Source organism: Metabacillus sp. RB-C-LZQ-3-1, from assembly GCF_058315175.1.
Genome location: NZ_JBZFLI010000003.1, coordinates 320,854 through 346,783 on the forward strand (window position 1 = coordinate 320,854; position 25,930 = coordinate 346,783).

The 25,930-nt window shown below is 37.0% G+C and carries 21 protein-coding genes; 17 read left to right on the top strand and 4 right to left on the bottom strand.

Annotated elements, in window-relative coordinates; translation table 11 throughout:
* Positions 1-156 precede the first annotated feature (156 nt).
* The 4 genes from uxaC to AC4GZ8_RS06950 all read left to right on the top strand — a co-directional run bounded on the left by uxaC (position 157) and on the right by AC4GZ8_RS06950 (position 5,646).
* The gene (uxaC, locus tag AC4GZ8_RS06935; RefSeq protein WP_491081205.1) at positions 157-1,566 is read left to right on the top strand and encodes a glucuronate isomerase; all 1,410 of its coding nucleotides are present in this window, start codon (positions 157-159) and stop codon (positions 1,564-1,566) included.
* A gap of 46 nt (positions 1,567-1,612) precedes the next feature.
* Positions 1,613-2,614 carry a LacI family DNA-binding transcriptional regulator gene (locus AC4GZ8_RS06940; RefSeq protein ID WP_491081087.1) on the top strand — a complete coding sequence of 334 codons (1,002 nt, stop codon included), beginning with the start codon at positions 1,613-1,615 and terminating at the stop codon, positions 2,612-2,614.
* A gap of 82 nt (positions 2,615-2,696) precedes the next feature.
* Complete coding sequence (locus AC4GZ8_RS06945) at positions 2,697-4,172, top strand: tagaturonate reductase (protein ID WP_491081088.1); 1,476 nt, start codon at positions 2,697-2,699, stop codon at positions 4,170-4,172.
* Positions 4,156-5,646, top strand: coding sequence for a UxaA family hydrolase (locus AC4GZ8_RS06950; RefSeq protein ID WP_491081089.1), 1,491 nt, complete (start codon positions 4,156-4,158; stop codon positions 5,644-5,646). The genes AC4GZ8_RS06945 and AC4GZ8_RS06950 overlap by 17 nt, the downstream gene beginning before the upstream one ends.
* Before the next feature lie 50 nt (positions 5,647-5,696).
* Here AC4GZ8_RS06950 and AC4GZ8_RS06955 read toward each other — a convergent pair whose 3' ends face one another.
* Positions 5,697-7,010 (bottom strand): prolyl oligopeptidase family serine peptidase, encoded by a 1,314-nt coding sequence (locus AC4GZ8_RS06955; RefSeq protein ID WP_491081206.1) that lies wholly within the window; start codon positions 7,008-7,010, stop codon positions 5,697-5,699.
* A 109-nt stretch (positions 7,011-7,119) separates the two neighbouring features.
* Positions 7,120-8,016 carry an AraC family transcriptional regulator gene (locus tag AC4GZ8_RS06960; RefSeq protein ID WP_491081090.1) on the bottom strand — a complete coding sequence of 299 codons (897 nt, stop codon included), beginning with the start codon at positions 8,014-8,016 and terminating at the stop codon, positions 7,120-7,122.
* Positions 8,017-8,310: 294 nt separating this feature from the next.
* On the opposite strand from AC4GZ8_RS06960, the gene AC4GZ8_RS06965 reads away from it, so the two are divergent.
* Positions 8,311-9,192 carry a sugar phosphate isomerase/epimerase family protein gene (locus tag AC4GZ8_RS06965; RefSeq protein ID WP_491081091.1) on the top strand — a complete coding sequence of 294 codons (882 nt, stop codon included), beginning with the start codon at positions 8,311-8,313 and terminating at the stop codon, positions 9,190-9,192.
* A gap of 55 nt (positions 9,193-9,247) precedes the next feature.
* Positions 9,248-9,538 (top strand): Gfo/Idh/MocA family oxidoreductase, encoded by a 291-nt coding sequence (locus AC4GZ8_RS06970; protein WP_491081092.1) that lies wholly within the window; start codon positions 9,248-9,250, stop codon positions 9,536-9,538.
* A 173-nt stretch (positions 9,539-9,711) separates the two neighbouring features.
* Here the strand turns inward: AC4GZ8_RS06970 and AC4GZ8_RS06975 are convergent, their stop codons facing one another.
* Positions 9,712-10,554, bottom strand: coding sequence for a hypothetical protein (locus AC4GZ8_RS06975; RefSeq protein ID WP_491081093.1), 843 nt, complete (start codon positions 10,552-10,554; stop codon positions 9,712-9,714).
* 271 nt (positions 10,555-10,825) lie between these two features.
* Here AC4GZ8_RS06975 and AC4GZ8_RS06980 point away from each other — a divergent pair, with 271 nt between their 5' ends.
* Positions 10,826-12,055 carry a Bcr/CflA family efflux MFS transporter gene (locus AC4GZ8_RS06980; protein WP_491081094.1) on the top strand — a complete coding sequence of 410 codons (1,230 nt, stop codon included), beginning with the start codon at positions 10,826-10,828 and terminating at the stop codon, positions 12,053-12,055.
* A 168-nt stretch (positions 12,056-12,223) separates the two neighbouring features.
* On the opposite strand, the gene AC4GZ8_RS06985 is transcribed toward AC4GZ8_RS06980, so the two are convergent.
* Complete coding sequence (locus AC4GZ8_RS06985) at positions 12,224-13,072, bottom strand: AraC family transcriptional regulator (protein WP_491081095.1); 849 nt, start codon at positions 13,070-13,072, stop codon at positions 12,224-12,226.
* Between the two features lie 116 nt (positions 13,073-13,188).
* Between AC4GZ8_RS06985 and AC4GZ8_RS06990 the strand changes: the two genes are divergently transcribed.
* The 10 genes from AC4GZ8_RS06990 (at position 13,189) to AC4GZ8_RS07035 (ending at position 25,705) form a co-directional block, all read left to right on the top strand.
* Positions 13,189-14,190 (top strand): Gfo/Idh/MocA family protein, encoded by a 1,002-nt coding sequence (locus AC4GZ8_RS06990; RefSeq protein WP_491081096.1) that lies wholly within the window; start codon positions 13,189-13,191, stop codon positions 14,188-14,190.
* A gap of 18 nt (positions 14,191-14,208) precedes the next feature.
* Positions 14,209-15,135, top strand: coding sequence for an aldo/keto reductase (locus tag AC4GZ8_RS06995; protein ID WP_491081097.1), 927 nt, complete (start codon positions 14,209-14,211; stop codon positions 15,133-15,135).
* Positions 15,136-15,349: 214 nt separating this feature from the next.
* On the top strand, positions 15,350-16,360 hold the full coding sequence (gene eutB, locus AC4GZ8_RS07000; protein ID WP_491081098.1) for a hydroxyectoine utilization dehydratase EutB: 1,011 nt from the start codon (positions 15,350-15,352) through the stop codon (positions 16,358-16,360).
* A 233-nt stretch (positions 16,361-16,593) separates the two neighbouring features.
* Positions 16,594-17,781: a M24 family metallopeptidase gene (locus tag AC4GZ8_RS07005; protein WP_491081099.1), complete on the top strand. Its 1,188-nt coding sequence runs from the start codon at positions 16,594-16,596 to the stop codon at positions 17,779-17,781.
* Positions 17,782-17,806: 25 nt separating this feature from the next.
* Positions 17,807-18,814: a cyclodeaminase gene (locus AC4GZ8_RS07010; RefSeq protein WP_491081100.1), complete on the top strand. Its 1,008-nt coding sequence runs from the start codon at positions 17,807-17,809 to the stop codon at positions 18,812-18,814.
* 10 nt (positions 18,815-18,824) lie between these two features.
* A complete protein-coding gene (locus AC4GZ8_RS07015; protein WP_491081101.1) occupies positions 18,825-20,024 on the top strand; it encodes a cystathionine gamma-synthase family protein in 1,200 nt (399 codons plus the stop codon).
* Between the two features lie 85 nt (positions 20,025-20,109).
* On the top strand, positions 20,110-21,357 hold the full coding sequence (locus AC4GZ8_RS07020) for a M20 metallopeptidase family protein (protein WP_491081102.1): 1,248 nt from the start codon (positions 20,110-20,112) through the stop codon (positions 21,355-21,357).
* Positions 21,347-22,402 (top strand): homoserine dehydrogenase, encoded by a 1,056-nt coding sequence (locus AC4GZ8_RS07025; protein ID WP_491081103.1) that lies wholly within the window; start codon positions 21,347-21,349, stop codon positions 22,400-22,402. The genes AC4GZ8_RS07020 and AC4GZ8_RS07025 overlap by 11 nt, the downstream gene beginning before the upstream one ends.
* Positions 22,403-22,423: 21 nt before the next feature.
* Positions 22,424-23,857, top strand: a complete 1,434-nt coding sequence (locus AC4GZ8_RS07030; RefSeq protein ID WP_491081104.1) for an aldehyde dehydrogenase family protein — start codon at positions 22,424-22,426, stop codon at positions 23,855-23,857.
* A gap of 297 nt (positions 23,858-24,154) precedes the next feature.
* Positions 24,155-25,705: a BCCT family transporter gene (locus tag AC4GZ8_RS07035; RefSeq protein WP_491081105.1), complete on the top strand. Its 1,551-nt coding sequence runs from the start codon at positions 24,155-24,157 to the stop codon at positions 25,703-25,705.
* The last annotated feature ends 225 nt before the right edge of the window (positions 25,706-25,930 follow it).

Below are 25,930 nucleotides of genomic sequence, written 5' to 3' on the forward strand. Positions count from 1 at the left end.
TGAAGTATTTTCCTGTATAACTTATAATAAGAATAAATGTTAACGTGTGCATTTTGGGGTAACAGTAGATTTTAATAGTGTCATTATTTAGTATCTACTAAAATGTTCACGTTTTCAAAAAATGAAACAAAGGGGCTGAAGCAATTGAGTACATTTATGGGAGAAAATTTTTTATTATCAAATGATGTAGCGGTGGATTTATATCATCAATATGCTAAAAACCTGCCAATTATTGATTATCACTGTCATCTTAGTCCGCAGGAAATTTATGAAGATAAAAAGTTTGCTAACATCACAGAGGCTTGGCTGTATGGAGATCATTATAAGTGGAGAGCAATGAGAGCAAATGGGGTTGAAGAGGAGTATATTACAGGTTCAGCCAGTGATTATGAGAAATTTCTTGCTTGGGCAAAAACAATCCCAATGACAATTGGAAATCCGCTCTATAATTGGACACATCTTGAGCTGCAGCGATTCTTTGGAATTTACGAGCTTTTAAATGAAAAAACGGCTCCAATGATTTGGGAAAAAGTAAATGAATTACTAAATAAAAAAGAGTTTTCGGTTAGAGAGCTAATCAAAAAGTCTAATGTTGAAGTGATCTGTACAACAGACGATCCAGCTGATTCATTAGAATATCATCAAAAGCTAAAAAACGAAGCTGATTTCAATGTTCAGGTATTACCGAGCTTTAGACCTGATAAAGGATTGGAAATAAATCGTGATAGTTATTGTGAATGGGTTAAAAAGCTATCAGAAGTATCAGGAAAAGAAATGACAAGCTATGATGATTTCTTAACAACACTCGAAGAAAGAATAGACTTTTTCCATTCACTTGGTGGAAGGGTGTCAGATCATGCTATTGATACGGCTATGTTTATGGAAGCTGATAAAGCGGAAGTCGATGAAATCTTTAAAAAGTCATTATCTGGTGAAAAAGTGACACTCGAAGAAGAAATGAAATATAAATCTTATACACTTGTTTTCTTAGGAAAAAAATATGCAAGCTTAGGATGGGCGATGCAATTACATATTAATGCCCTGCGAAATAATAACACTCGAATGTTTGAAAAATTAGGTCCTGATACAGGGTTTGACTGCATGAATGACGATCTTATCGCAAAGCCGTTAGTTCAGCTGCTTGACGCACTGGATAAGGAGGATGCACTTCCGAAAACGATTCTTTATTCCTTAAATCCTAGAGATAATCAGGTGCTTGCTAGTATTATTGGAAGCTTCCAGGGTGGCGGCATTAAAGGGAAAATTCAATTCGGTACAGCATGGTGGTTTAATGATCATAAGGAAGGAATGCTTGATCAAATGAAGGCTCTTGCCAATGTTGGGGTATTTAGTCAATTTATTGGCATGTTAACAGATTCAAGAAGCTTTTTATCTTATACAAGACATGAATATTTTAGAAGACTTGTTTGTGGTCTAATTGGGGAATGGGTAGAAAGTGGAGAAGTCCCAAATGATCATGAACTGCTTGGACAAATTGTTCAAGGAATTTCATATCATAATGCAAAAGAATATTTTCAGTTTAAGGAACTGATGGTCCGAGGATAAGGACTGTGATACCCTAATTGAAAAGGAATTGAAAGTAGGTAATGAAGTGGGAGTTACAATCAAGGATATAGCAAAAATCGCTAATGTTTCACACACAACAGTATCAAGAGCACTTAATAATAGCCCATTAATCAAGGAAAAAACAAAGCAGAAGATCATTCAAATTGCTAATCAATTAAATTACTCACCTGACGTTCATGCAAGAAGCTTGGTTTTACAAAAATCATATACAATTGGACTGTTTTTTACGAGTTTATCGAATGGTACATCTTCTAGTTTTTTGTCTGAAACAATAAAAGGTGTGAATACGGTCATTGATGAAAACTATAATTTATATATTAAGGGAATCCAAGATGTTAAAGATTTTTCAATGATTACTCGTAAAAGGTTTGATGGCATCATTTTGATGAGTCAAAGTGAAAGTGACAATTCTTTTATTTATCATGTCATTGAAAAGGAAATCCCGCTTGTTGTTTTAAACAGACAAATTGAAGAGAGTTCTGTGGTGAATGTGCTATCTAATGACCAAGAAGGTGTGTATGAAGCGATTCAGTTATTGATCCAGCATGGACATCAAAACATTGCGATTATTGAGGGAACTCCACATTTCAAATCTTCACAAGAACGTAAGAATGGCTATTTAAAAGCTTTAATGGAATTTAAGCTGCCAATTCTTCCGGAGTATATGGTAAAGGGTAATTATGATATGGAAAGTGGCTTTGAGGCAATGAAAACATTATTAGCCCTCGATAATTGCCCGACTGCTGTTTTTTGTTCAAATGATGATATGGCAATAGGTGCCATGAAAGCGATACATGAAGAAGGCCTAGCTATTCCATCTGACATTTCAATTATTGGGTTCGATGATATTGGATTTTCAGAGTATACCTCACCAGCCCTTACGACGGTCAAAAGACCGATTGAAGAAATAAGTATGGTTGGAGCGGAAAAACTGTTACAAGTAATGGATAAAGGTAAAGGTGAAGAAGGAACAACTTTTCTCACTACAAATGTGGTTACTCGCCACTCAGTTGCTGATGTAAAGTAAAGAAAGATAGTTGAGCTTACGAATGGGGCTCAGCTATTTTTTCAATAAAATGTTAACGTGTGCAAATATTGGAGGGATGATGATGGATCAAATATCAAAAAAATTATATAAAGAGTATACAACGTATCCTGAAAAAGTATTGCAATTTGGAACGGGAAATTTCCTGCGCGCCTTTTCAGATTGGCAAATTCATGAGATGAATAAGAAAAATTTGTTCAATGGCCAAGTGGTTGTTGTCCAATCAACATCAAAAGGTGCTGTTGATACAATTAATGAACAAGATGGCTTATATACCCTATATTTACAAGGCATGAAAGAAAATAAGCCAGTAAGTGAGCATGAAGTCATTAGTAGTATTAGCCGGGGTATAAATATTACGAGTGAATATGATGAATATTTAAAGCTAGCCAAAAATCCCGAATTACGTTTTATTATTTCCAATACAACAGAAGCAGGTATTCAATATCATAAAGAAGACCTTCTGACAGATCAGCCACAAAAAAGTTTTCCAGGGAAATTAACAGCCCTTTTATATGAGAGGTATCAAGCTTTTAAAGGGGATCAAAGCAAGGGCTTTATTATTTTTCCTTGTGAATTAATTGAAGATAATGGAAAAGAGCTTAAAAAAATCGTGTTAAAATATGCGGATACCTGGAGGTTAGAACCTCAGTTTTCTGAATGGGTCGAGGAAGCAAATACATTTTGCAATACACTAGTGGATCGCATTGTTCCTGGATTTCCAAAAGATTCGATTCAAGAAAAAACAGAGGAGCTAGGCTATATTGATCATTTAATGGTAGTAGGTGAACAGTTCCATCTATTTGTTATTGAAGGGCCATCTTTCATTAAAGAAGAGTTTCCAGCAGAGCAAGCAGGTCTGAATGTACATGTAGTCGATGATTTAAGCTCGTACAGATTAAAGAAAGTACGAATCTTAAATGGCGCCCATACTGCGATGACACCTGTAGCTTATTTATGTGGAATTAATACCGTTTGTGAAGCTGTGACGAATAATCTTACTAAACAATTTGTTGAAAGAGTTATATATAATGAGATTATTCCAACATTGCCTTTTCCAAAAGAGAATTTGCACCAATTTGCAGAAGATGTACTAAATCGATTCAAAAATCCATATATACACCACTATTTATCTAGTATTTCTTTAAATTCGGTTTCAAAGTTTCAAGCACGTATGTTGCCTACATTGCTCGAATATATAGAAAGGTTTGGGGTTTTACCTAAAGCCACTGTCTTTTCATTAAGTGCATTGCTATATTTTTATAAAGGTAAGCGTGGAGATGAATCAATTTCTCTTGTTGATGATGAATCTACTTTACACTTATTTAATGAATGTTGGGCATTATATGCTGATAATATTGAAGAACTTGTTTTAACCGTCCTTTCAAAAGAAAAATTGTGGGGTGCTGATTTAACCGAAGTTCCACAATTAGCTGAATCAGTTACGCACCAATTAAAGACAATCAATCAATTCGGAATGAACGTGGCTTTAACACAATTCATGCAACAGAAGGGTGAGAAAAATGAAAGCGTTTATTAAAATTAAGGAATCTGATAATGTTGCAGTGGCGATTCGCAAAATTGATCAAGATCAAATAATTGAGGTAGACGGTACGACGATTCAATTAAAAGAGACTGTTAATAAAGGACATAAATTTGCACTAAAGCCAATTCCAAAAGGTGAAAATGTCGTGAAATACGGCTTCCCAATTGGGCATGCTAGTCAACATATAGAAGCGGGCGAATGGGTTCACACGCATAATACGAAAACAAATTTGTCAGGTGTGGAGGAATATGAGTATAAGCCAAAGGTTCAAACTGAGCAACCCCCCAAAGCTCATTACACATTCAAAGGATATAGAAGAAAAGATGGCAAGGTAGGGATTCGTAATGAACTTTGGATCGTGCCAACCGTAGGATGTGTGAATGGTATTGCTGATCAAATGATTCGAGTGTTTCAGGAAAAAGTCGGGGACATCGCTCCATTTGAACATATACAAGTTCTAAAGCATAATTACGGATGTTCTCAGCTTGGTGATGATCATGTTAATACAAGAACGATCTTAGGAAACGCCGTTAAGCATCCAAATGCAGGTGGGGTTTTAGTTTTAGGACTAGGCTGTGAAAACAACGACATCAATGAATTTCAAGAAATGCTTGGGGAGTTTGATTCCTCACGAGTAAAGTTTTTACGCTCACAGGATGTGATGGACGAAGTAGAAGAGGGAGTAAAGCTCCTGCTAGAAATTTACGAGAATGCTAGAGATGACCGCCGTGAAGACATTCCGTTATCTGAATTGAAAATTGGACTAAAGTGTGGAGGATCAGACGGTTTTTCTGGTATAACAGCAAATCCATTATTAGGGCAATTTTCCGACTATTTAGTAGCTCATGGCGGGACAACAGTATTAACAGAAGTACCTGAAATGTTTGGGGCAGAGGAAATTTTGATGGAGCGAGCAAAAAGTGAAGAGGTCTTTGAGCAAATTGTCAACCTTATCAATGATTTTAAACGATATTTTGAACGACATGATCAGCCTGTCTATGAAAATCCATCACCTGGTAATAAAGCAGGCGGAATCACGACACTTGAAGATAAATCACTCGGCTGTACACAAAAAGCAGGAACGTCTCAAGTTGTGGATGTATTAAAATATGGGGAAGTTCTAAAAACAAAAGGTCTAAACCTACTAAGTGCGCCCGGCAATGATTTAGTTGCATCTTCAGCTTTAGCTGCTGCTGGTTGTCAATTAGTGTTATTCACAACAGGAAGAGGAACGCCATTAGGTACATTTGTCCCGACGATTAAAATCTCAACAAATACGCAAATTTATGAAACAAAACCGCATTGGATTGATTTTAATGCTGGAACGCTAATAGATGGTCAATCTCAGGAAGAGTTGTTGGAAGATTTTATTTCGTATATTGTAAATGTTGCGAGTGGGGAAAAAGTAAATAATGAGAAAAATCATTTTAGAGAAATTGGTATTTTTAAAACTGGTGTGACGTTGTAAACATAAAAGCTTCAATCCCTGCTATACGGATTGAAGCTTTTATTTGTTTGTTATTTACTTTTTGAAGCTAACCATTCCATAAGGGTTACTGTTTTCCCGTCAATGTTTTTCTCTACATTATTGTTATAAACATAAATCCATGACCAGTGACCATGATATTCGTATGGTGTACCATTTGCGTTTTTGTATAATCCAGATGTATCGACAACGTTATCGAATAAGGAGAGATGAACATCCTCAGCCCCTGCCTCCATTAAACGATTATAAGTTGGAACAACATATTGTTCAGGAGGTACGACATCATCTGTTTTCGCATGAATAAACCAGATAGGCAGGTTTTTCATTTTTTCAATCTCATCATCTGTGATTAGTGTATCTTTAAGTGCTTCACAAGTTGGAAAAGCAGCGGCAAAATACTCAGGATAATCACGAATCATCAGCATGGTCATATATCCGCCGTTAGAATCTCCGCCGATGTATACTCTGTTAGGATCGATGTCATCATTTTTTGCTACATAATCCTTGATTAACGATATTAACGCATTTTGATATTTGGACGTACCATCGCCAAATCCTGTGAATCCATCCATCCAGAAAGTTGGTGTTTGAGGAGCAAGTACATAGGCCCCATCAAAATAGGATTGAATTTCATCCGAGGCAAAGTTTGCCGCTTTGTTTCCGGAAATAGCAATTGTAGGGTCTGTTCCACCTTCACCTGCTCCATGAAGCCAAATGATTAACGGGTTTTTCCCCTTATCTTTTGCTGGTGAAAAGTCGGCGTAAGTAAGTGTGATTTCATCATATGTAGCCTGTCCAGTTGAAAAATTATCTACTAGTTCTCTAACACCACCATTAAATGTGTCCACGACTAAACCTGAAATGCTTCCTGCTGTAGTTTCAATTGCTTCTTTTTGAGTAATTGTATAGGTATTCTCGTTCCAATCATTATATCCCGAGCCAGCCCAATCATAGTGAATCGCTGACCCTAAGGAAATATCTGGACCAATTTGCATTTCTAATACAACATAATTTCCAGTCTGTACAACCGGGTTTCCATTTTTATCAGCAACATAAGCTTTCGTCACATTTCGTGATCCCTCTTCTAAAAATGGTGCAGATAAACGGCTATCGCTCCTTGAGACATGGACATCAAATGTGTCTGACGTTACAGAATCCTTCGGTATTGGTTTTCCAACGTCAACAATAACTTTTGTAATCGCAGCACCCCAATCTTCAATTTCTGTTACTGTTTTGTAGGATGTTGGTTGGGTCTTCAATTCTTTTGCCTCTCCTTCCGATGTAAAAAAAAGTGTGGAACCAGCAACTAATGTACTTAACATCGCTGTTTTGGCATGTTTTTTCATACCTGCGAACAAATGAAAAACCTCCTTGGAATGGATTTATAAAACGCTTACATAGTTAGTTTAATAGACTTTCTTCATGAAGACCTGTCTTTTTCTAGCTAAAAAAAGGTCAATTCTTGATTTCGAACTCAGAAGCATCAGCTTTTTTCGATTTATTCATTTTTCGATATTGACTTGGTGTCATGTGGTAAACAGACTTAAACACCCTTGTATAAGACTTTTCACTTGGAAAACCATGCTTTAATGCAATATGAATGACTGGCAAATCAGTATTCATTAAATCAGGATAGGATTTCTCAAGGCGAATTGTATGGATATAATTGAGTACAGTCATACCAATATGCTTGAAAAAAAAACGGGAAAAGTACTCTGAAGATAAATTAAACTGTGCAGCCAGGTGATCGATGGCTAGATTTTGATTGTAATGTTCTTTTATGTAATTCGTTATCGATGTTAACCTATCCAAATACTTATTGGATTTAATGGCAGGACTATTTTTTTTCTCCTCTTTGAAGTTGTTTAGTAATTGATAGATTAATTGATATGATAGACCTGTTAAGTTAATGTGTGCCAAGGGATCAGATTCTTTATTAAGATATTGTGCAACAATTTCGTTTATTAATAATCGTAACTTTTCAAACTTCTTTATTCTAATAGGATCTACTTCATGAATGGAGATACAATGAAACACAATTTGATCATAGTTTTTATAGATCGCTTTCATAAATTCATACTTTATAAAGATCGTAACTGCCCTCCGATTTTTACCTGTAGTCACTGAAAAAGAATGAATCGAATTTGAATTAATTAACACGATATCTCCTTCATTTGATTCATATTCTATACCATCTGTATAAATTTGATCAATTTTCCCAGAAAGAACATAGGAAATTTCGATATTCTCGTGCCAATGCCTGGGAATGAACATTTCTTCATCTGAGGTATGAAGGATGACTTTAATAGGCAAATCATCATCGGTTTTTACCAACTCATATTTGTAATCCATTTCAGAAACCCCTCCGGATGCTTCACGTTTTTTTAGCTATGATCATATCCCAAACCTAATTGAAAGAAAAGAAAAACTTTAATAGTTTATAAAAAATAAATGTAAATCATGAAAGTGATTGGTAGAAGTCAGTAAAGGGGTGGAATTTTGAGGTGATCACATTTGAAGTCAGAATAGTGCTAGAAAGCAGTCAGTTTTTATGTAGTGCAAGAAATGAAAACGTTTTATAATGGATTTGGAGATATATTCCTACTAGTGATTTATTTAAACGATTTGAAAGGGGAAGAAAATAGGATGACTACTACAATCGGACTTAACTTATTCTCTGTATTTAGAGAATTAAATGAAGATTATTTTGGAACGTTGGAAAAGATTGCTGGAATGGGGTACAAAAATTTGGAGCTTATTTCTGCGAATTTTTCAACAGGAGAAAGATTTGCAGATACATTTACTGTTCAAGCAATAAAAAGGAAATTTGATGAGCTTGGCTTACGAGCATTTGCTGCACATGAAGGTGTTGCACCGGGAATGGCTCTTGTCGATGGAAACTGGGATAAAATCATTGAAGAAAATGCCGTGCTTGGTTGCGAGTCAATTGTAATGCCGATGACATTTATTAGTACACATGATGAAGCGTTAAAAACGGCTGAAGAATTAAATATCATTGCTGAAAAATGCAAAAGAGCAGGACTAGACTTTTATTATCATAACCATGCGCATGAGTTTAGACAAATTGGTGAAAAAACAATATTTGATATTTTAGTAGAAAATACAGATCCTGAAGCTGTTAAATTTGAGCTGGATCTTGTTTGGGTAACAAGAGGTGGACATGATCCAATGAGTGTTCTTGAAAAACTAGGAAAACGCTGTGACATGATTCATCAAAAAGATCTAGGTCTACATGTAGATAACGTGAATGTTCTCTCTGCCAGAAAGCAGGATGAAGAGATTGAAACAATAAAAATTTATCGTGAAGTTGTACAACCAACCGACTTTGTAAATCTTGGAACAGGCATTGTCGATTTTGAGGGTACATACCAAAAGATCCATGAATTGGGAACGGTTCGATATGCGATAGTTGAAAACGAAGGTACTGTTGGAAATAAATTTGAGAGCATAGCAAGTGATTTAAAGGTGATGGAGAAATATGTTCCTGAGTTTACAAAAGCCGATTAATGAGGAGTGATTGACATGTCAAAAGGTAAATTAAAAATCTGTATTATTGGTTGTGGTGGAATCGCAAATCAAAAGTGCAGGAGAACTTGTCTTTAATAGTACTAGGTATGGGAAGTTAGTCGAAACAAAACCTGCAACAGGTGGAGGTATTGCATATTTTGATTCAGGTGCCGAAGATGTGATAGAAGCAAGGCAGTGGTTGGATTGTATTAATAACGATACAGAGCCATTAGTTAAACCTGAACAGGCGTTAGTTGTAACGCAAATTTTAGAAGCCATCTATACATCTGCAAGAACCGGAAAAACAGTTGAAATTGATCAAGAAACAGAAACCCTTATATCCTAAAAATAAAAAGATTAAGATGGAGACTATTACAGACCTCAATCTTAATCTTTTTTACTGAGTACTAGTGTTAACATTCATTCTTAAGTTTACAATCAATAGATCTGCTTCTTTCATTATCTAGATAGAGATACAAGGGACAGATTTGATCAAGTCAAATTGTCCTGATTTGTTCGTTATTTAGTTAATTCCATTATTAGTTTCATGGCATTTTCTTTATTATCCGAATCCATTCTAATAGCCGCAATTTTTCTATTATCTTTTACTTCTAGTCCTTCAAACAAGGTACTATCATCGATCACAACACCATAAAGTTGCTCTGATTCATCTTCAGGTAACTTTGCATATATAAGATCATCTTCCTGCAGCTGGTCTTTAAAGGAAGCTTCAAGTGGTTGAAATAACTCAAGCTGCATAAGTTGATCAAAATTCTCCTCACCGACGATATACACATCTGATTGATCGTTCATAAGGGTGATAATGCTTTTTTGTTGATTACCGGCATCCATCGTGTCATTAATTTCTGTGGGTGCATAATTAGAGTTCGTTGTCACTCGTTTCCATGTCGGGAAAAGAGAGAGAACATTTTCAGAAACAGGAGTCACATCACTTCCAAGTAAAAAATAATCTCCATACAGCATAATGCCCAGGTCCTCAGGCGGAAGACTAGCTAACTCTTTTTTCTCTTGATGATTACTTACAATTGTCTGAATGATGGACCCCGCGAATATAAGCAAAATGATGACCCCGACAATGTGCAATTTATGATAATGAAGAAAGTGTTGCAGCTTATTTTTAACAGATTTGTTTTCTTCCTTGGAAATGGAACCGTATTCATTTACGTGTTTAATAATATTATAGGCTTCAGTAATTTTGTTTATATCAAATGGTTTTTCACTATCTGGCAGATCCTGAAACGCCCGGTCCCTTTTGATCCAAGTCATATATTGCTTTTCAACCTCTTCCATTGTAGAGCCTTCCGGCAGTTCTAATAGTTTAAATGCTTCTTTTACATCCAAAAAAATACACCTCTTTTCAAGTTCAATACTACGTTGAAGGAAAATAGTATAAAAGATCTTTACTATTAAGATATCTTAAATTGAAGGTTTTTGCACTACTTACATGAAAAAAGAAGTGATGAAGATCAAATTTATGTAACTATAGGAAAAAGTTAAGTTAAGCCTTCTCTAATGAACTTAGTGAAAAGCCAATTTTTTTCTTCTTCCAATCTTTTGACAAAAGGTGTAGGATGTATAGAGGTATTTGAAAGATGTGAGGTGTACTAAATTTATGCTACATAATCCAACAGGAAAAGAGCGGTTAGCATTAGCTTTTCTTTTGAGTTCACTAGGTATACTTGGCCCGTTAAATATTGATATGTATTTACCTGGTTTTCCAGATATCGCGAATGATTTAGGAGCTCGTGCTTCGCTCGTACAGCTTAGCTTAACAACTTGTTTAATTGGTCTTGCGGTTGGTCAAGTGATTGTCGGTCCAATAAGTGATGCGCAAGGTAGACGGAAGCCCTTGATTATTTCGCTTTCGTTATTTGCTTTATCATCGCTTTTCTGTGCGTTAGCACCAAATATTATCGTATTAGTAATTGCACGTTTGTTGCAGGGGCTTACAGCTTCAGCAGGAGTTGTTCTTTCGCGTGCAGTTGTTCGAGATGTGTTTAGTGGAAAAGAGCTTACACAATTCTTTGCCTTATTAATGGTCATTAACGCGACAGCTCCAATGCTGGCTCCGATAGCAGGCGGGGCCATTTTACTGCTGCCTTTTGCAAGCTGGCATACAATTTTTTATTTTTTAAGTTTACTAGGTATTATCATTGTGACACTTATTGCTTTAAAACTGCCAGAAACCTTACCATCTGAGAAACGTATCCCAAGCTCTGTAGGCCATTCTGTACGTACAATGGGCGATCTAATAAGAGATCGTTCATTTATCGGATATGCGTTAACAGTAGGGTTCATACATGGTGGTAGTTTTGCCTACGTGTCAGGTACACCGTTCGTGTATCAAGGGATTTATGGGGTTTCTCCACAAACCTTTAGTATTCTATTTGGAATCAATGGTCTAGCAATTATTTCAGGAAGCTTTATGATTGGACGTTTAAGTAGTATTTTTCATGAAAGAAGTTTACTTCGCGTAGCTGTTATAACAGCGGTTAGTGCCACAACGGTTCTGTTGATCATGACCATCATCAAGGGGCCTCTTGCCACACTTGTCATTCCGATTTTTATTTATATGACATCGATGGGAATGATTTTGACAAGTTCATTTACACTTGCCATGGAAAAGCAAGGGCATCGAGCAGGAAGCGCCAGTGCATTATTAGGTTTACTTCCGCTATTACTCGGATCATTTGTATCTCCTCTCGTAGGAATAAATGAAACAACGGCAGTACCGATGGGAGCAACGTTATTTCTTACTTCATTAATTGGTTCGGTCTCGTTTTTTACATTAACAAGAAAAAGAGAAAATGTTATAGATTTAAAAGCTGGATCGGAGGCGTAATGTCTCCGATTTTTTCTATATGCTTGTTTATGTTTTGATGAGAGCTTGATTTGAGTCTGTCTGCTTTTGTTTAATGATAGATTATTTGCCAAAGTAGATAGATTTTTTATCAAAGTTGAAGGATTTTAACAAATAGATTCAAGATTGCAGGGGAACTTTCTTCCATGTTCACCTTTCAAGCCTACTATCATACAACATCCTATACTCAGTAGGAGTCATGCCTTCCTGCTCTAAAAAGCGCTTATTAAAATAGCTAATGCTTGGGTAGCCTGCTTTTAGAGCGATTTCTTTTATGGTCATTTCTTTTTTGTCCAGTAGCCATTGTTTGCTCATCTGCAGACGGCATAGGGTAATAAATTGCATGGGGGTCATTTGAGTTGCGCGTTTAAATAATCGGCAGAAATAATATGTGCTAACCCCTATTTGTTCTGCCCAATAATCCAACTCGAAAGGTTCACATGCTCTCCTTTGCATGCTAGGTAATAGTGTTTGAATCCGATCATCTAATTCCTTTCTTCGCTCAGAGGTTTTAGGTGATGCATTTGTAATAAATTCCATTAAAAAGGTGTATGTAACAGTAGAAAGCTGTAATAAATGCAAAAAACTATTCCTTTCAGCATCATTTAAAAGTTTTTCATGCGCTTTTTCAAGAGAAGAAAGGTGTTGGATGGTCCATAGTATGTGCTGATCAAAACCTTGTTCTGACAAAAATGAATTTAAGGTATTCCCATAAAAATGAACCCACCGAATACTCCAAGGATCGTCATTGCTGCTATAATATTTTTGCTCCTGCATAGGAAAATATAAAAATGCATCACCGCGCTTTAATGTAAATTGATTGCCATCAATTTCGATAAATCCTGTACCGGAAATGACGAAGTGGATGCTGAAGTTGTTTAAGGTTCCTACTTTTCGGTCAACATCATGATCAGGTTTATCCCAATACCAGCCAATCGATTCAGGAAGGATCATATATTCATGATTTTGTAGGGTTGGTAAAAAATATTGTCTTGGCAACAGTATCACTCTTTCATCGCAATATTCTTTCATAATAAGGGCAAAATGATTCTATTTTTATTTTATGACTAGTTTCATATAATGACAATATAGTAGTAAGTTTACGTGAAGGAGAGATGAGAATGGAAAAAATACGGTGGGGAATTATTGGCAGCGCGAAAATTGCAAAAGGATCTGTTATTCCAGGAATTCAGCAATCAGAAACTGGTGAAGTTGTGGCCATTGCAAGCAGAGGTATTGAAAAAGCAAAGGAGACAGCTGAACAATTAAATATTCCAAAAGCATATGGAAGCTATGAAGAGTTATTGGCAGACCCAGAAATTGAAGCCGTTTACATTCCGCTTCCAAATCACTTACATAAAGAGTGGGCAATCCGTGCAGCAGAAGCAGGTAAGCATGTGCTATGTGAAAAGCCCCTAGCAATCAATGCTAATGAAGCGGAAGAAATGGTAGAAGCTTGTCAGAAAGCTGGCGTTGTATTTGCTGAAGCTTTTATGTATCGTTATCACCCTCGTTATGATCTTATTCGAGATATTATCCAATCGGGTGAAATTGGGGAAATCCGAGGTATTCACGGGACATTTACATTCAACAATGCAAAGGATTCAAAAAATGTTCGTTACAAAAAAGAATGGGGTGGAGGATCCTTATATGATGTAGGGGTTTATCCAATCAGTGCAGCAAGAATGATTTTAAATCAGGAGCCACAGGCTGCAACAGTACACGCTTTCTTCTCTAAGCAGCATGATAATGTAGATATGATGGCTTCAGGGCTTCTTGAATTTGAAAATGGTGTGGCACTAACATTTGATTGCGGAATGTGGGCTGCCTTTAGAAATGAGCTTGAAATTGTTGGAACAGAGGGTCGAATTGAAGTTCCGTCAGCATTTATTGTTCATCAAAACGAGCAGGATCATATCCATGTTTATACGAATGATGGGAAAAGAGAGATCGAGGTTCCTTACCTTAATCAATATGCATTACAAGCAGATGCGTTAGGAAAAAGCATTCGTAATGGAGAAGTGCTGCCATTTCCAGCAACAGATGCAATTTTAAATATGAAAGCACTTGATGCTTGTGTAACATCAGCAAGAGAGCGTCGCCGTGTTGAATTATAAAAACGAGGAGGTTTCCTAATGAAAACAATTACAATACCAGGCTTAGAAAAACCTGTCACAACATTAATTCAAGGTTCAGATTATTTTAGACCTAGTGTATACGAGAAAGTGTGTAATGTTCTTGACCGTTATGTTGCCATCGGAGGAAATACAATCGATACGGCACATATCTATTGTGGTGGTGAAAGTGAAGTAGCGATCGGGATGTGGATGAAAGAACGAAACAATCGTGAAGATCTTGTCATTCTAACAAAGGGAGCACATCACGATCAAACAGGTCCGCGTGTGAATGCTAATGCAATTACCAAGGATCTTTTTGAAAGCTTAGATCGACTTCAAACTGATTATGTAGATTTATATGCTCTACATCGAGATGATCCAACTGTTCCTGTAAGTGAAATAGTAGAGGTTTTAAACGAACATATTAAGGCTGGCCGTATTAAAGCCATTGGCGGATCAAACTGGTCGGTTGAGAGATTACAAGAGGCTAATGATTATGCTGCTGAAAAGGGACTTGTTGGGTTTACTTTTAGCAGTCCGAACCTAAGTCTTGCAAAGGCCAATGAACCATTCTGGGCAGGATGTGTATCAGCTGATGCTTCGGATTGTGCATGGCATAAAGAACATCAATTTCCGCTTCTATCTTGGTCTTCTCAAGCTAGAGGATTTTTTACGGGGCGTTTTTCACCAGAGGATCGAAGCGACAGTGACATTGTAAGAGTTTTTTATAGTGATGAAAACTGGGAGCGTCTGCGACGTGCAGAACAATTAGCAAAGGAAAAAGGTGTCAGCACGATTCAAATTGCACTTGCTTATGTTCTTAATCAGCCGTTTCCAACTTGTGCCTTAATTGGGGCGCAAAATGAGCAGGAGTTACAATCATGCTATGAAGGTTCGATGATTACGTTGACAGAAGAAGAGGTAAATTGGTTGGAGAATGTGTAAGGAAAATATATTGATAGAAAAATAAATTTTTCTTTTGGCTTAAATCCTTGTGAAAATAGGATTTAAGCTTTTTTGTTTAGAACAGAAGGTTTCATTTTTAAAAGTGTATGAAAAATAATCTAAATTTTAGGCAGTTTTGACAATTGATAACATATATTCGTCGTTTTAGTATTTATCTTAACTAGGTTTGATCTATAAAGGAGAGAGAAAGGAAATGACATACCTTACAAATCAAGATATTGAGATGAGTATTCGGCATGTATGGGAGGCTAGAAAAAGAATTTCATCCTTAATAACCAAGACTCCGCTAATTAAATCAGATATTCTATCAGAAAAGATCGGTCGTAGCGTATATCTTAAATTAGAGAATGTTCATGAAATAGGAGCTTTTAAAGTAAGGGGAGCTGCAAATAAAATAGTCAGTTTAAGTAATGAAGAACAACAACGAGGAGTCGCAACATTTTCTACGGGAAATCATGGAATGGCTGTAGCATATGTTGCCAAAAAGCTTGGGATCCCTGCTGTTGTTTGCATTTCTAATCGTGTTCCAAAAGCAAAAGTAGACTCATTAAAAAGGCTGGGAGCGCAAATTGAAATAATTGGTGATAGTCAAGATGAAGCAGGAGAGCGATGTTTTGAATTAGAAAGAGAGAAAGGATTAACTGTCATTCAACCTTTTGATGACCCTTTTGTAATTGCTGGTCAAGGTACAATTGGCTTAGAGCTCGTGGAAGATCTTCCACAGCTGACAGATGTGATTGTTCCTCTATCTGGCGGCGGACTCCTTTCAGGAATTGGCTTAGCACTAAAATCCATTGCTCCACAAACAAAGATAACTGGTGTCTCAATGGAGAATTCAGCCGTTATGTACGAGAGTCTTAAGGCGGGCAAACCAATTAAAATGGAAGAAAGTGAAACACTTGCAGATAGTTTATTAGGTGGAATTGGTCTTGATAATCAATACACTTTCAGAATGGTTCAGCAATATATGGACGACGTTCTTTTGATACCGGAAGATGAAATTGGGTATAGTATGGCTTTTATGATGGATAAGCATCGAATGATTATGGAGGGTGCAGCAGCTACTGGTGTAGCAGCAGTACTCGGTAAGAAGATTTCACATCAAAATGGCGATATTGTGCTCATCATTAGTGGGAAAAACGTTGATCTTTCAATATTACATAAATTGATAACCAAATATATAGAAGATGAGTATTTGGTGTAAGGGAACAAAGTTTATCGAAAATAGGCCGAAGATATCGGTCTATTTTTTTGATGAAATAACTTGGTGCCTGTCAGATTATCTACCAAAAAACAAGGATTTTTTGATAATCTGACTACAAAATAATTTGAATTTTCATACATTGTTGCGGATGATAGAAGAATTGCCTCCAAATTATAATAAATTCATAGTTAATTATTCTTTTTACTTATACGAAACAAGGAGTGATCGTTCCCATGTCATTTGGAACAGCTGAATATCAAGAGAGAATTCGTAAAACAAAAGAGAGAATGGCGGAAAAGGGAATTGAGGTATTGCTTATTACCGATCCGGCTAACATGAATTATTTATCAGGGTATGATGGATGGTCCTTCTATGTACATCAAATGTTAGTCATTATTAATGATGAAGATCAACCAATTTGGATTGGAAGAGGTCAGGATGCAAATGGAGCAAAAGTAACAACCTGGCTTTACCATGAAAACATCATTCCTTACCCGGATGATTATGTACAATCTGATATCAAACACCCAATGGACTTTGTAGCTGATATTTTAAAGCAAATCGGTCAGGATAAACGTTCCATTGGTGTTGAGATGGAAAACTACTATTTTACTGCAAAATGCTATGAACAACTAAAAAAAGGATTACCGAATGCAAGATTTCATGATGCTACTCTTCTCGTTAACTGGGTTCGATTAATTAAATCTAATACTGAAATTGAGTATATGAAACGTGCAGCGGTAATTGTTGAGAAGGCTATGATGGACGGCATTGGAATGATTAATGAAGGAGTTCGTGAGTGTGATGTTGCAGCTAAGATTTTCCACACACAAATTACAGGAACTGCCGAGTTCGGCGGTGATTATCCAGCGATCGTTCCACTACTTCCGTCCGGAGAAAAAACATCTACTCCTCATTTAACTTGGACAGATGAGCGTTATAAACAAGGAGATACTGTGATCTTAGAATTGGCTGGTTGTTATAAACGCTATCATTCGCCACTTGCAAGAACAGTAAATATTGGTCAGCCGTCTGATAAAGTGAAAAAACTTTCTAATGTTGTGGTTGAGGGATTGAATGCTTGTCTTGATATGATCAAGCCAGGAATTGCATGTGAAGAGATCGAAGAAACATGGAGAAAAACGATTGAAAAGAGCGGCATTATCAAAGAGTCTCGTCTAGGATATGCAATGGGATTGAACTATCCACCTGACTGGGGTGAGCACACAGCAAGTATCCGTAAAGGTGATAAAACGATTCTTCAGCCAAACATGACATTCCATCTCATACCTGGAATATGGTTAGACCAGTACGGTTTTGAAGCTAGTGAAGCAATAAGAATCACAGATACTGGCTGTGAAACCTTTGCCGAATTACCTAGAGATTTATTTATAAAAGATGGGGTGCTTACCAAAAATTAGAGATGATCAAAGGAGGGAACTGGCTTTGCTTATTATTACAGAGCAGGAGCTTAAGCAATATGTGAAACTAAATTCTGAAGCCATCTCCATTGTTGAGGAAGGATTTACAAAATTAGCAGAAGGTGAAGTAGTGATGCCTCCCATTATGAGGGTGGATGTTCACGATCAAAATGGTGAGGTAGATGTAAAAACAGCCTATATCAAAGGAAAGGATATGTTTGCAATAAAGGTATCCTCTGGTTTCTTTGATAACTATAAACTTGGGCTGCCAAGCGGAAATGGGCTCATGATGTTACTTAGTACTCAAACTGGAATTCCACAGGCGTTGCTTTTAGACAATGGATATTTAACAGAGGTTCGGACAGCAGCAGCTGGAGCTATTTCTGTTAAATACCTTGCCCGTCAGAATATTCACACTGTCGGTATCATCGGAGCAGGAAGTCAAGCTAGATTCCAGCTAAGGGCGTTAAAACTCATAAGGGATTTTCAAAAGGTTTTAGTCTATGCTCGGTCATCTGATCGTGCTAAGGAATATGCAGATGATATGGCAAAGGAATTAAATATTGTGGTTGAAGTGATAGAAAGTCCTGAACAGGTTGTGCGAAATAGTGATGTAGTCATTACGACAACACCTGCCAGGGAACCGATTATTCAAGCAGATTGGCTACATCCTGGCCTCCATATTACGGCGATGGGTTCAGATGCAGAGCATAAGCAAGAGATAGAGTCTGAGGTGCTTGCACGTGTAGATAAGCTTGTGTGTGATACAAAGGCGCAATGTGCCAGACTCGGTGAATTGCATCATGCATTAGATTCTGGAGTTATATCAGATCAATCGAACATAATTGAATTAGGGCAAATAACCTCAAATAAAGTATCAGGTCGAGATAGGGATGATCAAATTACAATTTGTGATTTAACAGGTACAGGGGTTCAAGATACAGCTATCGCCTTATATGCATACAACGAAATGGTGAAACGTCAAATAGGATTACCCATTGAAAATAAAGAATTTTCAATAGAAACCAATTAGGAGTGGTCATATGACAAATGAAAACATTAAAGTAGGAACAAAATCAGTATGGGCTGGAGAAAAAGAATATTTAGTACATGGTGCAACACAAGTACCTGTCGTTCTTAGTGTAGCTTATAACTATGATGATATGGATGAGTGGTATGATGTAGCGATCGGAAAGAAAAAAGGCCATATTTATGGAAGAAATACAAATCCAACGGTTCAAGCATTTGAAGACAAAGTGAAAATTCTCGAAGGTGCAGAAGCAGCAACAAGCTTTTCAACAGGAATGGCAGCAATTAGTAATACGTTATCGACGTTTTTATTACCAGGTGATCGAATTGTTTCTATTAAAGATACTTATGGTGGAACAAATAAAATTTTTACGGAATTTCTTCCTCGTCAACAAGTTGAGGTTGTACTTTGTGAAACTGGAAATCATGAACAAATTGAAGAAGAAGTGGCAAAAGGTTGCAAAATCTTATACTTAGAAACACCTACTAATCCAACAGTGAAAATTACCGACATTGAGCGCATGGCTAAAGCAGGTCGTAATGCTGGAGCACTTGTCATTGTTGATAATACGTTTGGAACACCAATTAATCAAAACCCTCTATCACTTGGAGTAGATTTAGTCATCCATAGTGCAACAAAATTTTTAGGTGGTCACGCAGATGCATTAGGTGGTGTCGTTTGTGGGGCACAGGAGCTTGTCGAAAAAATTTATCACTTCCGTGAGATCAACGGGGCGACAATGGACCCAATGGCTGCTTATTTAACTTTAAGAGGTATGAAAACATTGCACCTTCGTGTTCGTCAACAATCAGCTAATGCAATGGCTCTTGCAAAATACTTACAAACAAAAGATCTTGTTGAAGATGTTTTCTATCCAGGTTTAGAATCACATCCCAATCATGAAATTGCAAAAAAACAAATGAAGAATTTTGGAGGAATGCTTAGCTTTGCTGTAAAAGGTGGGGTAGATACAGTAAGGGATCTTCTCCCAAAATTACAATATGCTCACCGTGCTGCTAATTTAGGAGCAGTTGAAACAACTGTAGGACCAGCGCGTACAACGAGCCATGTAGAATGTACACCGGAAGAACGTGCAGCGATGGGGATTCCTGAAGGACTTATTCGGATTTCTTGTGGAATAGAAGATATTGAAGACATTATTGCAGATTTTGAACAGGCTTTTAATCGCGTAGAAAGTGCATTACAAGTTTAGTAGAACTGAAAGATTATGCGATTATGCTAGAGCACCTGTCGCCAAAAGGGCATAGTTTTTACATCTTATTAGAGGTGAAGAGTGAATGGTAAAAGATCATCCAATCGTTATTCAAGCAAATAGCTTATTAAATCAACTAATTGAATGGCGACGCACGCTTCATCAACATCCCGAACTTAGCTTTCAGGAGTTCGGGACTTCCCGTTTTGTTGCTGATATATTAGGAAATCTGGAGGGCATGAAGGTCGAAACTGGTATTGGTGTTCAAACAAGTGTCGTCGGAACTTTATCTTCCGGAAAGGGACCAACAATTGCGATTAGAGCTGACATGGATGCACTCCCGATAACGGAAGAAAATCAAGTTAGCTATTCCTCAAAAAATGAAGGTGTCATGCATGCGTGCGGTCATGATGCACATACGGCGATTTTATTAGGAGTTGCAACCATTTTTGCTAATCTCTTTAAAATGGGAGAGGTAGAAGGGACAGTTAAATTTGTGTTTCAGCCTGCTGAGGAAAGTACTGATGATCAAGGGCTTTCTGGATCACCTTATATGGTAAATGCAGGAGTTTATGATGAAGTTGATGTAGCAATTGCCCTTCATATGTGTCCATGGCTTCCAGTTGGTTCTGTTCAAGTAAGTGATCATTATAGTATGGCAAATGTTGATGTGTTTGAAGGGAAAATAGTTGGTACTGGTGGTCATGGGGCTTATCCAGAACTTGGTACAGACCCAATTTGGATGTTAGGACCCGTCATGCAAGCACTTCATGGTATTGTGGCTCGAAAGGTTCCTGCATTAGATGCAGCAGTCGTTAGTATAGGTCAAATTCATGCTGGAACAGCAAGCAATATTATCCCTAAAGAAGTTGTTATTGAAGGTACAATTCGAAGCTATTCACCTGAAATTCGCGATTTATTAGAAAATGAAATAAAGAAAGCGTTTTCTATTGTCGAATCACTTGGTGGTGAATATTCGCTTGAAGTGAAAAGAGGAGAACCAGCCTTAAATAACAGTCCACTTGTTAACAAATTGATTATTGAATCAATCTCTGAAATATATCCTCACCTACAGGTTAAGAAGAAGCCTTTCGGTATGGGAGGAGAAGATTTTGGATATGTTACACAAAACCTCGCAGGGGCGATGTTTTTTCTCGGAAGTGCTCAAAAAGGTGGACTTCAAAGGGATTTGCATACTCCAATTTTTGATATTGATGAAGATTGCTTGCCGATTGGTACGTCTATACTCGTGCAAACGGCTATAAAGTTTTTAAAAGGTGATGGGAACTTTCTGACTGATCAAAATATGGAGGTGCAAATAAATGGCGCATAAATTAGCATTTATTGGATTTGGTGTAGTCGGTCAAGGTTTAGCAGAAATACTACAAAATAAGAGGGAAGCCTTAAAACAAAATGAAGAATTTGAAGCAAGAATTGTTGCAATCTCAGATGTAATGAAAGGGTCAATTTACCATCCAAACGGACTTGATATTGAAACAGTGTTACGAGTAGTAAAGGAAACTGGTAATCTTGAAAACTATCCGCATGAACCCGGGCTTATGACAGGATGGGATAGTCTTACAACGATTCGTGAAACAAATGCAGATACAATAATAGAGGTCTCTTATACTGATGTTAAAACAGGTCAACCAGCAATTGATCATTGTAAGGCTGCTTTCGAAACTGGTAAAAATGTTGTCATGACCAATAAAGGTCCAGTTGCATTAGCTTATAAAGAATTATCGGAATTGGCTAAGAAACATCATGTTTACTGGGGATTTGAAGGAACGGTTATGAGTGGAACCCCTGCCTTAAGAATGCCATCTGCTACATTGGCAGGAAATGAAATCACTGAAATCCGCGGGATATTAAATGGGACGACAAATTATATCTTAACGAAGATGGAAGCTGAAGGAGTATCATATGAGGATGCTTTAAAAGAAGCACAGCAACTAGGGTATGCTGAAGCAGATCCGACAAGTGATGTAGAGGGATTTGATGCAAGATATAAAATTGTTATTCTATCAAATTATGTCATGAATACACCATTATTCGTTGAAGAGGTTAGCTGTGAAGGGATAACAAATATTACATTACGGGATATTGAAGAGGCAAAAGCTGAAGGCAAGCGTTGGAAGTTATTAGCGAAAGCTCGTAAGGAAGGTAATAAGGTTATAGCATCCATTGCTCCTGAAAAAGTGGATGTAACGGATCCGCTTGCGTCAATTAATGGAGCAATTAATGCTATAACGTATGAATGTGATCTATTAGGTACAGTAACATTAAGTGGAGCAGGCGCAGGTAAGGTTGAAACAGGTTTCTCTCTACTTATCGATTTAATCCATATCAATCGTCAAAAGCAATTAGTTAATAATTAATCATAGAAAGGCGGTAATAGTATGACAACTCAACTTACAGGTCAAAAAATGTTTCTTGCAGGTAATTGGGTGAAAAGTGATCGGATGATTGAGGTTCGTGATCCTCAGGATAACAGTATTATTGATACTGTACCTGCTGCTTCAGCGAAAGAGATGTTGGAATGTATTGAAGAAGCAAAGGGTGGAGCCATTATTGCAGCTTCCATGCCTGTGCATGAACGAATAAAAATTGTCAACTCTGCCGCAGATTATATTGAGCAATATTCAGAAAAATACGCGCACACGATTGCCAGAGAAGGAAGTAAAACCATTCGAGAAGCAACAAAAGAAGTGGCAAGATGTATACAAACGCTTCGTATTAGCGCCGAAGAAGCTAGACGTATAAATGGAGAGACAATATCGTTTGATCAAAGTCCTGGAAGTGAAAATCGAGTTGGCTATTATTATCGTTTTCCAATTGGAATTATTGGTGCTATTACACCATTTAATGATCCTTTAAATCTTGTTGCGCATAAAGTAGGGCCAGCGATCGCGTCTGGAAATGCCATTATTGTGAAGCCTGCCACCGTTACCCCGCTTAGTGCTCTTTTATTAGCAGAAGCATTTGCCAATGCTGGTTTGCCAAAAAAAATATTATCCGTCATTACTGGTTATGGTAGTGAAATAGGTGATGTGTTAGTTACACATCCAGATGTCCGTATGATTACTTTTACAGGTGGACTTGAGGCAGGAGAGGAAATCGCAAGAAAAGCGGGTTTAAAAAAAATTAGTATGGAGCTTGGTTCCAACTCTCCAGTCATTGTACTAGAAGATGCAGATATAGAAAAAGCTGTACAATCAACTGTATCGGGGGCATTCTGGGCAGCTGGTCAAAATTGTCTAGGTGTACAACGTATTTACATCCAAGACAGTATTTATCACCAATTTCAAGCTGAGTTTATTGAACATACAAGCCAATATTGTGTAGGAGATAAATTGTCACATCTAACAGATATGGGGCCACTTATTAATGAAAAAGAAGCAATTCGAGTTGAAAACCTAGTAAATGAAGCAATTGAAAAAGGTGCCAGTTTGTTAACTGGTGGAGAACGAAATGGAGCCTATTATTCACCTACTGTACTAGCAAATGTTCCAGACGACTGCACAATTGCTCAAGAAGAGATATTTGGACCAGTTGCGTTATTGTACTCGGTTGTTGATCTTGACATGGCGATATCTCTGGCGAACAATGTCAACTATGGTCTACAGGCAGGGATTTTTACAAATGATGTCGGTAAAGCACATAGAGCCATTGCAAAACTAGAGGTAGGAGGCATTATGATTAATGATAGCAGTGATTACCGAATTGATGCGATGCCATTTGGAGGAGTGAAAAAGTCTGGATTAGGACGTGAAGGTATTTCTTTTTCAATCCAGGAAATGACAGAGCCGAAAGTCGTTTGCTACAATCTATAAAAATGAGAAATTAGATTAGTATCAAAGGCAGATGATAGTAGTATAAAAACTGCATTCTGAATTTTGGGAATAGAGGGAAAATTATAATTTGGTTAATTATATATTTTCTCTCTTCTTATAAAATGGTTGCTTTTTCCACAAGATAGAGGCTGTTTTCTCAAAGATTGTTGTCGTGCGGATATTATGATGTTTATTGATCTGTCTTTCCAACCCATTAGTTGTTTTTATATCTTGGAATAACAAACTTTAAGAAAAGAGCTTAAATAAAAAAGTGAGAGATGAAGGGGAGATCTTATTTTGAAGAAAAGCCCGGAACGTGCATCTTATAATAACACTGTTTTTAAAGTATCAGCATTAATCATTGGGTTATTTACTATTTGGGGAGCATTCTCACCAGATACCTTAGCTAAGTATGCTTCTGCTGTGTTCGATTTTACTAGTCACTCCTTCGGATGGTTCTATTTATTTAGCGTAGCCGTGTTCGTCTTCTTTTGTTTATATTTAGCCTTTAGTAAATATGGAAATATTAAGCTAGGCAAAGATAATGAAAAAGCTGAATTCTCTTTATTTACATGGATCAGCATGTTGTTTAGTGCAGGTTTTGGTGTAGGAATTGTATTCTGGGGTGTAGCAGAACCTTTAACCCATTTTTCATCACCACCACTTCAGGATGTTGAACCAAATACTGCAGAAGCTGCCCGTGTTGCCATGCGCTATTCTTTTTTTAACTGGGGCATTCATCAATGGTCAGTATTCGCTATCGTTGGACTTGCTCTATCTTATTTCCAGTTCCGACATAAAAGAAAAGCTCTTATTAGTGAGACACTTGATGGAGTAAAGGATAAAAAAGGGAAATCCATTATTAGGTCATCGGTTAATATCCTTGCAATTATTGCGACAATTACTGGTGTTGCAACTTCAATGGGGATGGGGATACTACAAATTAATGGTGGGTTAAACTATGTTTTTTCGATACCGAATACTGCCTGGGTCCAAGTGGGAATTGTTGGAATAATGCTTGTTCTTTATCTAATTTCGTCCACTACCGGGATTGACAAAGGGATTAAGTTTTTAAGTAATATTAATATGCTACTCGTCCTTGTTTTAATGGTCTTTTTCTTGTTTAGAGGACCAACAGTTTTTATTCTCGAAAGTTTTGTACTTGGTATCGGTGATTATCTTCAACATTTTGTTGAAATGAGTTTTTATTTGACACCTTATACAGGAGATACATGGGCACATGATTGGACAGTATTTTATTGGGCTTGGGTAATTGCCTGGTCTCCTTTTGTTGGTTCCTTTGTTGCTCGAGTATCAAGAGGAAGAACGATTCGAGAGTTTGTAATAGGTGTTATGATCGTACCTCCAGTTATTGGTTTTGTTTGGATGGCCATCTTTGGCGGTACAGGTCTGTACATGGATTTATTTACAGGTACAGCTATTTCAGAGGCTGTCTCAAATGATGTAGCAACAGCAATATTTGTTTTATTAAAGGAATTCCCTCTGTATACACTTTTATCAGTGATAATGATGCTATTAATCGTTATCTTCTTAGTTACTTCGGCAGATTCTGCAGTCTTTGTGCTTGGAATGATGTCGTCAGATGGAAGCTTGAACCCTTCAAGAGTAGTAAAAGTCATTTGGGGAGTATTAATGGCAGCCATTACTGCAGTATTAATTGTGAGTAGTGGGTTAAAAGGATTACAAACGGCTTCTTTAGTCTCGGCACTTCCGTTTACGATTATATTGATCTTGATTAGTATATCCCTATTTAAAAGCATATATAAGGAGAAAGGCATATTAGAGGATACCCATAATCAGATAGAGATACAAAGGAAAGCACAGTAATAAGAAAAAAATAGATAAAGGTAAGGAAACGACAAGCAAAGGTAAATGACATCGAGCTTGTCGTTTTTTATATGTCTGTGCACAGCTCCATACGACATTGACGAAATATTGGTAGTGAGCTTGCAGTTTTCTTAGTATAATAAATAAAGAGAATAGAATCATAGGAAATTTGTTATAAAAAGATAAGTTAGTAGGATTTTGAAAATGGAGTTTTAATGATATAGT